This window comes from Oceaniovalibus sp. ACAM 378, from assembly GCF_008085915.1.
GTDB lineage: Bacteria > Pseudomonadota > Alphaproteobacteria > Rhodobacterales > Rhodobacteraceae > Oceaniglobus.
This window is the reverse complement of record NZ_VSJK01000016.1, coordinates 1-15,270: the sequence shown is the minus strand read 5'-3', so window position 1 is coordinate 15,270 and position 15,270 is coordinate 1. Positions and strand designations below refer to the sequence as shown.

General features: G+C 58.7%; 12 protein-coding genes and 2 pseudogenes. 3 read left to right on the top strand and 11 right to left on the bottom strand.

From position 1 onward, the window contains the following. Positions 1–10 precede the first annotated feature (10 nt). From FQ320_RS19165 to FQ320_RS19135, 8 genes are all read right to left on the bottom strand, one after another. A complete protein-coding gene (locus tag FQ320_RS19165; protein ID WP_148474950.1) occupies positions 11–343 on the bottom strand; it encodes a cupin domain-containing protein in 333 nt (110 codons plus the stop codon). A 76-nt stretch (positions 344–419) separates the two neighbouring features. Continuing rightward, positions 420–2,738: a DUF4962 domain-containing protein gene (locus FQ320_RS19160; RefSeq protein WP_148474949.1), complete on the bottom strand. Its 2,319-nt coding sequence runs from the start codon at positions 2,736–2,738 to the stop codon at positions 420–422. Between the two features lie 84 nt (positions 2,739–2,822). Beyond that, complete coding sequence (locus FQ320_RS19155) at positions 2,823–4,388, bottom strand: extracellular solute-binding protein (protein ID WP_255509613.1); 1,566 nt, start codon at positions 4,386–4,388, stop codon at positions 2,823–2,825. A 92-nt stretch (positions 4,389–4,480) separates the two neighbouring features. Continuing rightward, entirely contained in the window at positions 4,481–6,031 is a 1,551-nt protein-coding gene (locus tag FQ320_RS19150) for an extracellular solute-binding protein (RefSeq protein ID WP_255509612.1), read from the bottom strand. Between the two features lie 29 nt (positions 6,032–6,060). Further along, on the bottom strand, positions 6,061–6,888 hold the full coding sequence (locus tag FQ320_RS19145; protein WP_370513085.1) for a carbohydrate ABC transporter permease: 828 nt from the start codon (positions 6,886–6,888) through the stop codon (positions 6,061–6,063). 66 nt (positions 6,889–6,954) lie between these two features. Continuing rightward, positions 6,955–7,560: an ABC transporter permease subunit gene (locus tag FQ320_RS26085; protein WP_222861659.1), complete on the bottom strand. Its 606-nt coding sequence runs from the start codon at positions 7,558–7,560 to the stop codon at positions 6,955–6,957. After that, positions 7,561–7,950 (bottom strand): hypothetical protein, encoded by a 390-nt coding sequence (locus FQ320_RS26080; RefSeq protein ID WP_222861649.1) that lies wholly within the window; start codon positions 7,948–7,950, stop codon positions 7,561–7,563. After that, positions 7,947–9,050, bottom strand: coding sequence for an ABC transporter ATP-binding protein (locus FQ320_RS19135; RefSeq protein WP_148474947.1), 1,104 nt, complete (start codon positions 9,048–9,050; stop codon positions 7,947–7,949). The genes FQ320_RS26080 and FQ320_RS19135 overlap by 4 nt, the downstream gene beginning before the upstream one ends. A 327-nt stretch (positions 9,051–9,377) precedes the next feature. On the opposite strand from FQ320_RS19135, the gene FQ320_RS19130 reads away from it, so the two are divergent. After that, positions 9,378–10,067 carry a GntR family transcriptional regulator gene (locus FQ320_RS19130; RefSeq protein WP_148474946.1) on the top strand — a complete coding sequence of 230 codons (690 nt, stop codon included), beginning with the start codon at positions 9,378–9,380 and terminating at the stop codon, positions 10,065–10,067. A 119-nt stretch (positions 10,068–10,186) separates the two neighbouring features. Beyond that, positions 10,187–11,551 carry an MATE family efflux transporter gene (locus tag FQ320_RS19125; RefSeq protein ID WP_148474945.1) on the top strand — a complete coding sequence of 455 codons (1,365 nt, stop codon included), beginning with the start codon at positions 10,187–10,189 and terminating at the stop codon, positions 11,549–11,551. 12 nt (positions 11,552–11,563) lie between these two features. Here FQ320_RS19125 and FQ320_RS26900 read toward each other — a convergent pair. From FQ320_RS26900 to FQ320_RS19115, 3 genes and pseudogenes are all read right to left on the bottom strand, one after another. Then, positions 11,564–11,685 (bottom strand): annotated as a pseudogene (locus tag FQ320_RS26900) (2-deoxy-D-gluconate 3-dehydrogenase); the annotation flags it as partial. 335 nt (positions 11,686–12,020) lie between these two features. After that, positions 12,021–13,247 carry a D-mannonate dehydratase ManD gene (gene manD / locus FQ320_RS19120; protein ID WP_148474944.1) on the bottom strand — a complete coding sequence of 409 codons (1,227 nt, stop codon included), beginning with the start codon at positions 13,245–13,247 and terminating at the stop codon, positions 12,021–12,023. Between the two features lie 36 nt (positions 13,248–13,283). Then, positions 13,284–14,423, bottom strand: a complete 1,140-nt coding sequence (locus FQ320_RS19115; RefSeq protein WP_148474943.1) for a Gfo/Idh/MocA family protein — start codon at positions 14,421–14,423, stop codon at positions 13,284–13,286. Between the two features lie 650 nt (positions 14,424–15,073). On the opposite strand from FQ320_RS19115, the pseudogene FQ320_RS19110 reads away from it, so the two are divergent. Continuing rightward, positions 15,074–15,270 (top strand): annotated as a pseudogene (locus FQ320_RS19110) (IS6 family transposase); the annotation flags it as partial.

Genomic DNA, 15,270 nt, shown 5'->3' with positions numbered 1-15,270 from the left:
GTGCTGTGAATTAAAGAAAATCTTCACGGTGCGGCGTGAAGATATCCAACAGAGTGCCTGCCTCGATGCAGGTCGCCCCGTGTTCGATATTTGGCTGTTTGTAGAGCGAGTCCCCCGCGGTCACGATGTAAGTGTCGTCGCCCACGGTGAACTCGAACTTGCCCGAGATGACATAAGTGACTTGTTCGTGCGGGTGGTGGTGACGTGCGGCCACCGTGCCCGTCTCGAAATGCACTTCGACGCACATCACGTTGTCGTTGTAGGCCGCAACCTTCCGGGTCAGCCCGCCGCCGACGTCGAAAAACTGGTTCTCGCTGGCGGGGAAGTAGTTCTTAACTGACATTTTGCGTCTCCCTGTCGTCATATATTGCGTGCGGTCACCGGCGGGTCAGTCGGCCTGCCAGGCGTCCTGCGTCGGCTCAGGTCTTGGCCAACTTTTTCATCACCACCCGAAACGCGTTTTCTTCGGAGTCGGTGAAATACAGATCGGCGTCATACCCCTGGTCATCGAGGAAATGGAAAATCCTCTTTGGCTCGCTTAGTTTGTAGGGCACCAGCAGGGTTGCGATGCGGTGGCGCGTGGCCTTTGGATAGCGCGCATGCAGGCAGGTGCTGACCGGCAGCCCTTCGTATTCCGAAGGATCGACGCCCGGAAAGCCGGTTACCTGCGTCAATTCGGGCTTGCCTGCCTCGGACCAGATCACCTGGCCATAAAACCCGGCCCGCTGCCCGGTATAGCGAAACGAGGACTTGCCCAGATCATAGGGCGCATTGGCGTGCAGCAGCCAATCCACCGAGACCGGCGTTTGTGCATCGACGCTGTCAACGATCACGAAATAGCTGTTTTGCACGAAATAGACTTCGCGTTCTGCCAGCGTCACCTCGGGCGACAGGCTCCGATAGGCTTCGGTCGCGTCGCCTTTGATATAGTAATGATCATCGTGCACCTCGGCGGTGATTATCCGCCCGGTGGCGGTCATAGCCTTGGCCTTGTTCTTGTCCGCATACTGGCCCTTGCCATCGATCAGTATGGCATTCTTGGAGCGCGTTTGGCGCCGCCACTCGCGGTGCATGGTCGATCCGAAAGCCACATAATAGCCAGACTGGATTGCCAGATCTTCGCCATAGGCCGCCATGCAGAAGGCGTTCTGATCGCCGTGGCTGTGACTGATCGACCCGAACTTGCTGGATTTGAACACGAACTGGATGTGCTGATCGGGATCGTCCATCGCGTGCTGGATACCGACCCAGCCGATGCCCTTGAAATGGCGCATCCCGCCTTGCGGCGGTGTGGCCTCGACAAAGGGGAAATCGGTGCGGAAGGTCAGCTCGTCAAAGCGGGTGTCCCACCAGCCCCAGTTGTAGAACGCCATTTCGGTGCCGGGGTTGATCGCCAGGTTCTGGTCGCAATACCACTGATAGGCACCATTGCCGGTGACCCCCGCGAACTGGCGCATATTCAGGCCGGTCTTGATGCCCGGCAGATCGCCTTGCGTGCTGTCGTCGCCAAAGGTGGCGCGGCGGGTGTTGGGCGCCTTGCAGAACAGGGGGAAATCCCCGGTGTTCTGAAAGAAGGGCCGCTTGTACAGGTCGATCCCGCTGTAGGACTTCAAACGGTTGGCCGCGTCGATCAGATAGGCCATGCCCATCATCCAGTAATTCGTGCCCTCGGCCCAGCCCCCGTCACTGTCGCCCCACGGCGAATAAACGGTGAATAGGAATTCGATGCAATAATCCAGCCATTCGCGGGCCTCGTCATCCTTGGCCTCGCCCATCAGCGCGATGCAGGCCGGGATCAGGGTCAGCGAGACCGAGCGCACCGCATGGCTGTCGTAGGGAAACAGGTGGATCTTGGCATTGACGATCGCGTGTTCGGCGATGTCGCGGGTGCGCGCAAGGAGGCAAGTGCGGACCTGTTGCCGCTCATCCTCTGTCAACTGGTCGTAAAGCCAATCGTACCCCCAGGTGAGCGCGTTGGTGACGCGATAGGCCCATTCGTCGGTATAGGCGCGCGATGTGACACCCATCGGATCCCAGGACGCCGCTTCCAACAGCCATTCCTTGGCGCGGTCCATCATAGCCTGATCGCCGGTCACCATCCCGCCGATGGCGAGGTGACGGATCGCGTACATCAGCTCCTGAAGATCGATATAGGTCTGGCGCCAGACCGGCGCCGTGCGCTTGTGGTCCGGATAGCCTGCGGGCTCTTTCATGACGTCGCGGTCCATCCAGGGCAGGACGGACTGTTCGTAGAAGGTGGCCCATGTGCAATGATCGGGGTCGGCCTTGAGCGCCTCGCGGAAGTCGGCCAACCGGTCGGGCGTCAGCCACAATCGCGGATGCGCGCCGGTCGCATTGTCAAAGCGCGTCTTGCGCGAGGCCAGAGGTGTCTCTGGCAGTCCATCGGCAACGCTAAAGCTGCGGGTCTGGCTCCAGCCCGACGCGGGCTTTCCACCCGCGTCACAGACCGCATAGGACCAGTGGTGCTGCCCCGGAGTCAGCGCCACGTCGGGCGTAAAGAAATTCAGCGGGATATTGGCAAACACCTGTGTGCCCTTGGCCGGGAAGTTCGGGTCGGTCGAGATGCGCAGCACATACTGCGCCTCGTCCTCGATCACCGGCAGCCAGGTGAATCGCGGCGGGTTCTCGACGATGTCGGTTGTCGCGTCCGGCGCGTACTGGATCGTCAGGCGTCCGGCTTTGGGTTCGTCGAGCGTGGGAGCGGCTGTGCCGGGCATCTTTCTGCTTTCCTGTTGCTTGCGAAATAGGGGGAACGCGGCCGGTGTCGGCCGCATTCGGTTTCAGGGTGTTTCAAGGAAGGATCAGCTGTACTGGCGCACGTAAGCCGTATTCATGACTTCGATGATCTTTGAGTAGCCCATCTTTTCAAGCGTTGCGACGTAGGCATCCCAGTCCGCCTTGATATCGCCCGAACCAAGAATCCAGGCCTGCTGACGCTCCAGCATGTAGGTCTTGAGGGACGGCCAGTACTTGTCATAGACCGCCTGCTCATCCTTGTTGAAGGCCACGCCCAGAAACTGGTCGACCAGCAGGTCTTCCGAGTCATAGAGCTCGATCCCCTCACGCGCCGCAGGATCGGTCCACTGCCATTCATAGCGGTAGTCCTGCGGATAGCCGCGATAGATCTGCGCGCCTTCCAAGTACATCTGGCTGTTCACCGGGGTGCCCGATTCCAGCACTTCCGGCTTGTAGACCGGCTCGCCGTCGACCATGTCCCAGGTCTTGCCCTCGACACCGAAGTTGGCCAGCAGCGCCCCCTCTTCGGAAAAGAAGAAGTCGAAGTACTCGATCGTCTCGACTGGGTGTTCGTTTTTATAGGTGATCGCCCAGCCATCCGGCTTGATCGGGATGCGGCGGTGCTCTTCCATCCGTACGCCACCGGCCGATTTCGGTGGCAGGAACGGGATGAAGTTGAAGCCCGGCACCTTTTCGGCCAGCGCCGCGTTATAGCCCGAGGTGGAGGCGAACCAGTCGTGGGTCATGCCGCCCAGGTTCTCGCCCAGCAGGAAGTCGCGTGAGGACGCGCCGCGGGTGAAAATCTCGGCGTCGATCAGGCCTTCCTCGTACCACTTCGCCACATTGGCCAGCGCGTCGCGATAGGCTGGCTGCGCGTAGGGGTGCACCACCGTGCCTTCATCATTGATATAGAAGTCGTGATAGGTGTCCGAACCCGACGACCGCGCATCCCACAGCGTCAGCAGGCGATTCACTTCCTCCCATTGCCGGGCGAAATAGGGCACTTCGTCCTTCCTGCCGTTGCCATTCGGGTCCTGGTCACGGAACGCCACCAACACGTCATGCAGTTCGTCCACGTTGTCGGGCTGTTCGAGGCCCAGCTTGTCAAGCCAGTCCTGACGGATGTACCAGGCCCGCCCGTATTTTCCATCGGGCAGATAGGGGATGTAGTAGTAATTGCCATCATAGGCCGAGATGGCTTCCTTCAGGCCTGGGTGTTCCTCCCAGAACTTCTTGATGTTGGGCGCGTGCTCCTCCACCAGCTCGTTCAGCGGCACGAACGCACCTTCGGGGCCATATTGGTTGACCGGCTGCTGGATGAGGTTGCCGCCGACGATGTCGGGAAGGTCGCCGGTGGCGATCAGCAGGTTCATCGCCTCGTTGTTGTCCGTGGTGTTGCGGCCCGAGGTCTTGTCGATCAGATGAATGTTGGTTTTTTCACGAGCGACCTCCTCAACCGGATAGATCACGCCCGTGTCGCCGCCGACACCATAACCCTGGGCGCGGGGCCAGTGCATGTGGATTGTCAGTTCCAGCGGCTCATCAACGATCGGCAGATGGCTTTCGGCAAATGCCGGGGCCGTCATGGCCGTCGTCGCAAGCATAGCAATTGACAGTTTAAAAGTTCGCATGATGTCCTCCCTGAATGCAAAAATATGCTACAAAGTCGTCGCCCTGCCCGGGGTCGGGCCCGTCAGAGGCACGCCGCCCGAGCGCGGATAGATCAGCCGTCGTATTGACGCGCGTAGGCTGTGTTCATGACGTCCAGAACCTTTTCGAGACCCATCTTATCGAGCGTCGCGACATAGCCGTCCCAGTCCGCGTTGACATCGCCGGTGCCCAGAACCCAGGCTTGCTGACGCTCGAGCATGTAGGTCTTGATGGACGGCCAGTACTTGTCATAGACCGCCTGTTCTTCCTGGCTGAATGCGACACCGAGGAACTGATCGACCAGCAGATCTTCGCTGTCGTAAAGCTCGATCCCCTCGCGGGCAGCATCCGCAGTCCATTGCCATTCATAGCGGTAATCCTGCGGATAGCCCTTCTTGATCTGCGCGCCCACGGCCCAGAGCTGGGCATTCACGGCCTGATCGCTGTTGAGAACCTCGTCCTTGAACACCGGCTCGCCGTCGATCATGTCCCAAGTTTCGCCTTCGACGCCGAAGTTCGACAGCAGGCTGCCCTGTTCCGAAAACCAGAAATCGAAATATTTGATGGTCTCGACCGGGTGCTCGTTGCTAAAGCTGATCGCCCATCCGTCGGGTTTGATCGGGATCCGGCGGTGTTCCTCCATCCGCACACCCGACACCGATTTTGGCGGCAGGAAGGGGATGAAATTGAAGCCCTCGATCCGGTCCCCAAGCGCGGCGTTATAGCCAGAGGTGGAGGCGAACCAGTCGTGCGTCATGCCGCCCAGGTTCTCACCCAGCAGAAAATCGCGCGCGCTGGTTCCGCGGGTGAAGATTTCCGCGTCGATCAGCCCTTCTTGATACCATTTGGCGATATTGGCCAGCCCGTCGCGATAAGTGGTCTGCGCATAGGGATGCACCACCTTGCCTGCTTCGCTGATCATGAAATCATGCGGCGTGTCCGATCCCGAAGAGCGCCCGTCCCAAAGTGTGACAAGCCGGATCGCCTCTTCCCAGTCGCGGACAAAGAAGGGCACTTCGTCCTTTCGGCTGTTGCCGTTGGGGTCCTGATCCCGGAACGCCACCAGCACATCGTAAAGCGCATCGACGGTATCGGGCTGTTCCAGCCCCAGCTTGTCGAGCCAGTCCTGCCGCACGTACCACGCCCGGCCATATTTACCGTCGGGAAGGTACGGAATGTAGTAGTAATTGCCGTCATGCGCCGAAATCGCCTCGACCAGACCAGGATGTTCCTCCCAGAACTTCTTGATGTTGGGCGCATGTTCTTCGACCAGATCGTTCAGCGGAACAAAGGCGCCTTCCGGGCCATACTGGTTGACCGGCTGCAACAGCAGCTGGCTGCCGACGATGTCGGGCAGATCGCCCTGCGCCAGCAGAAGGTTGATCGCTTCGCGAGGGTCCGTGCTGTTCCGGCCAGCGGTGGCGTCGATCAGATGGACGTTGGTGAGTTCGCGAGCCTTTTGTTCGACGGCATAGTTTTCATCGTAACCTTGCGCCCTGTCCCAGTGCATGTGGATCGTCAGTTCCAGCGGCTCGTCCACGATCGGCAGGTGACTTTCGGCAAAGGCCGGGGCCGTCATCGCGGTAGTCGCCAGCATGGCAAGTGACAGTTTAAAGGTTCGCATGTTGTCCTCCCTGTTGCAAATTACTCGGTTCATTCCTTGACCCCGCCCAGCAGGATGCCCTTCGAGAAGTATTTCTGAAGGAACGGGTAGATCAGCAGGATCGGGATGATCGAGCAGACGATGATCGCGGCGCTCACCGTTTCGAACGAATAGGCGGCGGACAGCAGTGATGTGGCGAATTCCTCGTCATCGGAAAGCTCGGCAATGACCTTCCGCAGATAGACCTGAAGCGGGATCTTGTCCTCGTCCTGAAGCAGGACCATTGCCCAGAAGAAGCCGTTCCAGCGCGACACGATGCAAAACAGCGCCACCGTGGCAATCGCCGGCTTCGACAGCGGCATGTAGACCTTCCACAAAACCTGGAATTCGTTGGCGCCGTCCATCCGGGCGGCTTCCTCGAAGGACTGCGGAATACCTTCGAAGAAGTTGCGCAGCAGGATGATGTTGAAGCCGTTCACCGCGAAACCGATGATGATGCCGAAATAGCTGTCCAGCAGTCCAAGGTCGCGCATGTTCAAAAAGAACGGGATGAGACCGGCGTTGAACCACATGGTAAAGGCCACCACCAGGTTCCAAAACCGTCGTCCGTAAAGCTGCGGCTTGGACAAGGCGTAGGCGCCGGGGATGATGAACGCCAGGCTCATCAACGTGCCGCCGATGGTGTAAATGAAGGTGTTGCCGTAGGACGACCAAAACAGCGGCTCGCTTAGCACCTGCTTATAGGCTTCCAGCGTGAACCCGACCGGGGTCAGGATCACATTGCCGGCCCGCGCCTCGTAACCCGTACTCATGGACAGCGAGGCGATATAGATGAACGGATAGAGCGTCGAGAGCGTGAACAGCGCGATCAGCACCATGTTGACGACCACGAAAAGCTTGTCGCCGCGAGAATAGAGATTCATGTTGGTCATGGTCTTCCCCCCTTACCAAAGCGACGTGCGCGAATAGCGCTTCGAGATCGTGTTCGCCGTCATCACCAGCACGAAGGCCACCACCGCGTTGAACAGGCCCGCGGCTGCGGCAAGGTCGTATTGGCCGCCCTGGATGCCCTGGCGGTAGATGAAGGTATTGACGACGTCGGCCGTCTCGAATGTTGCCGGCTGATAGAGCAGAATAATCATCTCGAAACTCACTTCGAGCATGTTCCCGATACGGATGATCAGCATGATGATGATCGTCGGCATGATCGAGGGAATGGTGATCTTCCACATCATCTGCCAGCGGCTCGCGCCATCCACCACCGCCGATTCATACAGTGTAGGAGAGACGCCCGCGATTGCCGCGAGATAGACGATCGACTGGAACCCGGCCTCCTGCCAGATGCCGGTACCGACAAAGATCGGCCGGAACCATTCTGGTTTGGTCAGGAAATAGATCGCGTCGATCCCGAACCAGCCCAGGATCGTGTTCACAATGCCCGCTGAGGGGCTGAATGCGGTGATGACGATGCCCGCGATGATCACCGAAGACACGAAATGCGGCAGATAGACGATGGTCTGCGCCGTCTTCTTGAACCAGTCCTTGAGGATCTAGTTGAACATCAGCGCGATCACGATCGGCATCGGAAAGCCAAAGATCAGCCCGTAAAACGAGATGATGATCGTGTTCTTCAGCGCCCTCAGGAATTGGTCATTGCCAAACAATGTCTGAAAATGCTCCAGCCCGATCCAGGGGCTGTTCGCCACACCGCGAAAGATCGAGTAATCCTTGAACGCGATCTGCAGCCCGTACATCGGCTTGTAGAGAAATACCAAAAGCCAGATGATCGTCGGGATCAGCATCGCATATAGCTGCCATTCCCGCTTGAAATGGTCGCCCACCCGCACGACGCGGCCCGGCTTGCGGACGCGTTGGGATTCGCGCGCCTCTACTACAAGTTCTTCCGTCTGCCCGACGGAGGGGTCCAATTCGTTTGTCATTGTTCATGCACCTGACCCGGGAGCGCGATCCCCGATGCGGCGTCGAAAACGCGAACCAGATGCGGCGGGATGGTAAAGCCGGACACACAGTTCAGCACATCCATCTGGCCGACCGTTTCGGTGCGGATCACAAAGGGCTCGCCCATCAGGCTTGCGTGAACCAGCGCCTCGGAGCCAAGGGTTTCCACCAGGTCGACATCAATGCTGACACGCCCTGGCGCATCCTCGGCCGCCACAACTACAAACTCCGGACGGATGCCAAGGATCACCTCTTGGCCCACCGCATTCTGCAACGACGCAATCTGCTGCAATAGTATCCTTTGGCCGTCAAATTCCGCCACAGGACCCTGCTCGCCCGCCACGATTCTGGCCTTGACCATGTTCATCGGTGGCGAACCGAGGAATCCGGCCACAAAGGTATTGGCCGGATTGAGGAACAGATCCATCGGCGCGCCGATCTGTTCGATCCGCCCGTCGTGCATGACGACGATCCGGTCCGCCAGTGTCATCGCCTCGACCTGATCGTGGGTCACATAGATCGAGGTCACGCCAAGCCGCTTGTGCAGCCGCTTGATCTCTGCCCGCATTTGCGTGCGCAGCTTGGCATCGAGATTCGACAGAGGTTCGTCAAACAGAAACACCTTGGGACGACGCACAATCGCGCGGCCCATCGCAACCCGCTGGCGCTGACCGCCCGACAGGTCGGCAGGGCGGCGATCGAGATAGGGCGTCAGACCCAGAATGCCGCCAACCTCGGCTACCGACGCGGCGATATGCTCCTTGCTTTCCTTGCGGATACGCAGACCAAAGGCGATATTCTCGGCGACGTTCAAATGCGGGTAAAGCGCGTAGTTCTGGAAGACCATCGCCACGTCCCTATCCTTGGGAGCGACCCGGTTCACATGCCGGCCGTAGATCGTCAGATCGCCGTCCGAGATCTCTTCCAACCCGGCGATCATCCGCAGCGTGGTGGACTTGCCGCAGCCGGATGGACCGACGAGAACGACGAATTCCTTTTCCTGCACCTCAAGATCGATGCCATGAACCACCTGCACCGCACCGTACGCCTTGGTGATGCCCTGTAAACGAACTCCAGACATGTCCCCCCCCATGTTGACTTGAACCCGCCAGGTCCCTTGTTTTGTTCCCGCAAACGACAGATTGATGAACATCCGATTCGCTAAAAACTTCCAACTGGTATACTAGTCTTAAAACTGGAATACTAGTCTCGAAATGATTCTATGAGGCTTCAAGCCGCAAATCTGCCCCTAACGAAGACGAGAAAAACATGCTGACCACCAACTGACGCCCGGACTTTTCGAAACCCATGGCGGATCAGACAGGCCTTCATAATAACGCAAAGGCCGGGAACTGGTGTTTCACAGCGACGCGACTATAAGCCCACGATGCACAAGGAAAATTGACAGATGCAACAGACCCTCACCAATGACCGACGAACCACGGTCGACGAAATTTTCGACAGTCTCTATGACGAAATTTCTTCGTTGCGCCTGCGGCCCGGCGACAGGATTTCCGAGGCCGATATCGCCGCGCAGTTTGGGGTTTCGCGCCAACCTGTGCGTGACGCCTTTACCCGTCTTGCCAATCTGGATCTGCTGGTGATCCGTCCGCAACGCGCGACCGAGGTCAAACGCTTTTCATCGCGTGAAATCGAAAAGTCGCGCTTTGTGCGTGCCTCGATCGAATCCGAGGTTCTGCGCCGCGCTGCCCGCCATTGCGACAGGCTTGGCAAGGTCCGGTTGGATGACTGTCTGGACCGTCAGAAGGCGGCCATCGCCAAGGGCGACCACCGGGAGTTCGGCGCGCTCGACTATGAATTCCACCAAACCTTGTGCGACATCGCCGGCGTAGATTTTGCGTTCGATGTCATCGCGCAGGAAAAGGCCAAGGTCGACCGGCTGTGCATGCTGGGGCTCTCCAAGGAAGACCGGATGCCGCAACTTCTGAACGACCACAAAGCGATTGCTGCCGCGATTGTAGATGGAGACGAGGCTCGCGCCGTAGAGATTGGTATGCTGCACCTGTCCAGGCTGAATGCCACCATTGAGGCCATCGAGGTCACCAATGCCAACTACTTCGAGCCGCAGGACGGCTGAAGCCCCTTCGTTCCCAGGCGGACGACGATCCTTTGAAAACCACGTGCCGTCCCGAATATCCCGGGCGGACGACGTGATGCCATCTGCGCCCGCTCTGGCGGGCTGCTGGACCATGTGACATGAGCAACAAACCCCTTACTCACAACATTCCCTCAAACCGTGCAGTGTTTCATCTGGCTTGGCCAATGGCCTTGAAGGCCGTCTTGCTGCACGGAATCGTGGTGATCGATGCCTACCTTGTCTCGTCTCTCGGCGAGGAAGCGGTCGCGGTACTAGGTATCTCGGCCTCCATCGCCGGGCTGCTGTTTGGGCTGATCGTGGCGTTTTCCAACGCAACCCAGATCCGCATTGCCCAGGCCTTTGGCTCTGACGACGATGTGTTCATGAAATCGGCCCTGATCGCCGGCCTGACCATCAATGTCGCCGCGGTTCTTATCGGCCTACTGGTTCTCGGTCTCACCGCCGGGGCAATCATCGACGTGCTGGCCCATGATGCCTGGATCGCGACGCAGGCGCGGAGTTACCTGGCGGTTTTCGCCGTGGTTATTCTGGCCGAATCCATCGGCCAGTGTCTGACAGGTTTTTTCAATGGCTGCGGCGAAACCCGCCTGCCCGCACTCAGTTATGTGGTCGCGGTCCCGATCAACATCGTGTCCAGTATCATCCTGATCCACGGGCTGTTCGGCGCGCCCGAACTGGGTGTTGTCGGGGCGGCACTGGGCAGCGCGCTGGCTTCGTTCCTGCAAGTCGGTTTTCTGACCGCAGTCCTGCTGTCCCGGCGCGCCGCGCTATTGCGGGTGCCAGGCTGGCGGAACGGCACTTTTGCGGCCACTCTGCGCAGGCATCTGGTCTTTGCCTTGCCGATCGCCGCCACTTTCTCCAGCGCCACCATCGCCATGAGTGTCTGCGGCATGATCTATGCCAAACTCCCGATCAACCAGTTCGCCGCGATGACCCTCATCATGCCATGGATCAACGTGGCTGGCACAGCCGGCATGAGTTGGGCCCAGGCCACGGGCATCCTTGTGGCGCAGCTGCTGGGGCGGCGTATCCCCGAACAGGACCTCGACTCCTTCCTTGCCGACGCATGGAAGGTCGCACTGTTTCTTGCCGCGCTCGTCGCTGTGGTCTTCGCGGGCATATGTCTCGGATCGCCGTGGATATATGCCGATCTGAATCGGGAAACGCAGGCCACCCTCCTGAGTTTCCTGCCGATTCTGCTACTGCTTCCCTTTCCGAAAGGATCAAACGCGATCTGCGGCAACAGCCTGCGCGCGGGCGGGGAAACGGTGTACGTCATGCATATCTTTGTCTGGTCGCAATGGTTGTTCCGCGTGCCCGCCACGGCACTCATGGTGCTTTGGTTCCAGATGCCGGTCCTATGGATCTTTTCGCTTCTGCTTGCCGAAGAGCTGGTCAAATTCCCGCCCTTCCACCTGCGCATGCTCAAGGGCGACTGGAAACGGCGGCCCATCGTGGACTGAGCCCGGCATTCAGCGCCCGGCGCAGATCACATGGGCGCCCTGCCCCGCCAGAGCCGCGGCAATGGCCTGGCCTATGCCAGTGTCGGCACCGTCACGAGCGCCTTGCGCCCGGACAGTGAGAAAAGACCAGCCATGTTGAACCCTGTTTGAGTGCTGTGGGCTGGACGGAACCTATGTCGGAACAATCAACATTTTCACCGGCGCAGGAATTTTTTTGTCCACGTGCCAGTCGAGACTGATCCAACGACGACGTCTCTCAGTCCTGTCTGCGATTTCGGGCCCGAATTTCCAAACTCAGGAGGCAAACCATCGATAATCACACTGCGCTTGGCCAGAAGGTCTGCCCGTTGATGCACGTCCGGTATGTCGGGCCAGCCAAGGAAGAATCCCAGAGACCTGAAGCGAGGGCGATCTGGTTTGCCCGGTCCTGACCCGTACGGTGGACGATTCCTTAAATTGATGGCGCCGGTCAATAGTTCCACATCGTGCCATCCAGCAGGCGAACAACCGGGTGGCTGCCAGGCGAATAGCTATAGCGCGCCGCCTCTTGCTCGTCGAAGTCGACACCCAGCCCCGGCGCATCACTGACAAAGACCATGCCATTTTCCATCCTGTGCCCGGACGGGAACAGCGCGTCGCATTCTGGGGTGCCCAGCACCAGATATTCCTGGATGCCGAAATTGGGGGCCCATGCATTCAGATGGTACTGCGCCGCCATGCTGATTGGCGAATGGCTGGGGGCGCCGTGAAAGCCGGTGCGTACATGATGCAGGCCTGCAAGATCGACAATGCGTTTCAGCGGTGTGATGCCGCCCGCATAGGTCGCGGCAAGCCGGATGTAGTCGATCAATTCGTTCTCGATCAACTTGTTGCAGTCCCAGACCGAGTTGAACACTTCTCCGATGGCAATCGGTGTCGTCGAATGCTGACGGACCAGCTTCAGCGCGTCCTGATCTTCGGCCGGTGTCGGGTCCTCCAGCCAGAAAAGCCCCACCGGTTCAACCGCCTTGGCAAATTCGGCTCCCTCGCGCGGCAGCAGTCGGTGATGCACATCGTGCAGGATCTTGAGGTCCGCACCGAACCGCCCACGGATTTCCGCCAGCGCACCGGGCATGTAGCGCATGTAGCGGTCGGTGTCCCAGATCTCGACCTTGGGTTTGATGCCGCTGTAATCAGTGATGTAATTGCGAACATCACCTTTCTTGTCCGGCACCGCATAGCTTGCTGTAGGCATCCCCGGAATGCCGCATTGCACGCGAACCGCCTTGTAGCCCTGCTCAACATAATGGCTGATCGAGTCTATCAGGTCCTCGAGGTCAGCCCCGGTGGCATGGGCATAGACCAGCGCTCCCTCCCGGCTTTTGCCACCGAAAAGCTGATAGAGGGGCATGTTGGCCAGTTTGCCCTTGATGTCCCAAAGCGCCATGTCGATGGCGCCAAAAGCCGCCATTGCGATAGGCCCGCGTCGGAAGTACGCCCCGCGATAGAAAAGCTGCCAGATATCCTCGCTGTTGCGGGGGTCCATGCCGATCAGGTTGGGAATCAGGTAGTCCCTGAGATAGGCAGCAGGCAGGGTTTCGCGATTGTTCAGCGTTGCATCGCCCAGACCGTACACCCCCTGATCTGTCATGATCTTCAGCGTGACATAGTTCTTGGCGGGTCCGCCGACAAAGACCGTGGCGCCGGTGATTTTCATTGTTCAGGTCTCCTTGGGCTGGGCATGGGCGGTGCCTCATGCGAGGTGGGATACATCGGTCCAATTGTCGTTCTTGCGGATCAATTCGATGATCTGCTGATACTGGCTGCCTTCCTTGAATGTCGGGTAGGCCGGGACCGCTTCGCCCAGAATATCCCTGACGAATTCCCGTGCCAGATAGTGCCAGCACTGCTCGGTCTCACCCTCCACATCCGGAAGCGTGTCAGCAATATCGCTGGGCAGAGACAACTCCTGCCAAGTTCGGTCCGCCCCCCAAAGATACACTGGCCCGCTGCCATAGTGCCCTTTCAGATAGATCGCGCCCTTGGTGCCATAAAACACAATGTGATCCTCGTGGAACCGGGGCACCAGACCGCCATGCTTGAACAGAACCGAGACGGGCTTTTCGGCAAACGCACTCTCCAGCCGGGCGAGAACGGTATAGGACCATTCGACATTGCTTTCGCCCCAATTGAGCGATGGGTCGTCGAGGTCTTTCGGGATGAAGTCCCGGCGCGTTGCGAAGTTGTGCACGCCCTCGACAATGGGCGCGCGGCCCAGATCGTCGCGGACCTCGCCGATGATCGACATGATCCTGTCGCCCAGGACAGAAGTCACGATTGAAAGGGTATGGGTGAAGTTGTTGTTCAGACGGCCGCCGCCCTGTTCTTTCCTGTGCGACCATCCAAACGGGATGTTACGCTCGAGATTGAAGTGGGACATGCACTCGACTTCGACAGGCTCGCCAATCGCGCCTTCGGCCACCAACTGTTTGGCGTGCAGGACGCCCGGGGCATAGCGGAAGCTAGCAGCATAGGCCGTCTTGACGCCCTTCGTGCGCGCGAGATTGTAAAGCTCGGTTGCGGTTTCAGCACGATCGGTCATGGGTTTTTCACAAAAGACATGACAGCCGGACTCGATCGCCTGCCTGATCGGTTCATAATGGGCGCCGCCCGGCGTCGCGATCGATACAATGTCCGGCTGGCATTCTTCGAGGGCTGATTTCCAGTCGGTTTTCGCACAGGGGATTTGCAACTTCTCGGCCAATTCGCTGACCACACCCGGTGTTCGACCCACGATGCCGACAATCTCGGCGCCGGCCCACCGAAAGGCCTTGGCATGACCCTCTCCGGCAAAACCGGTCCCGGCCACAAGCACTTTCAATTTGCGTTCCACCAACTTACCCCCCTCATGCGGATTTGGACTACTAGTAGCCTAGATGGCATGTCAGAGAGACGCAATCGGAAAAATCCATGGTCGAAGATCGGCGTATCGTGGCAGACCTTTAACCCAACCCGCCGATCAGCCTGGTTGGTGTCAGCCTCCGTGGAAAAATCCAAGGTTTTTAAGAATCGAGGGGTTCTGGTTCATTGTTTCAATCAAGCCAGTCGCCTTTGACCCGAAACATACCCCGCAGCCAATATCGGCGCAGTCTTCCGGACAGCATACCGGCCCGTGGCGTCAGACTAGCCACATCGTGAGGGCTGACCCACGACTTGAAGCTCTGCCAAAACGTCGAAAAATCAGCTGTAGATACGGAAGCGCCCACACGCGTTCCAGGCTTGCCGCAAATCTGAACCCTGTGACGGATGAGAGTCATGAAGAAGAGCGAAAGACCCTTGCAGACGGCTGAGCGTCATCGAACAAATCTGTAATATATGCTTATTGATTTTCGCACCTTACGGAGGAAAATCGCCCGCTCACTCGCCTTGAACATAACAACTCTTGACACATTTACTATTATGGATTGGTAGTGTTCGCCAGCCGAGGGTCTTGCGGGGCATTGTCAGGTTGTTGAAGCTTTTACGCCCGGGTACTCTCCGGCCATGCTGAATATTGAAGATTTGTCCCGGATCAAAGGCTTCCGGTTTCCGCGGAGCATCATTGGCTACACCTTATGGGCCTACCATCGTTTCGCCCTGAGCCTGCGTGACGTCGAGGATCTATTGGCCGAACGCGGTGTAACAGTTTCGTACGAGACGATCCGAGATTGGGTGAACCGGTTCGGCTCCCAGTTTGCCGC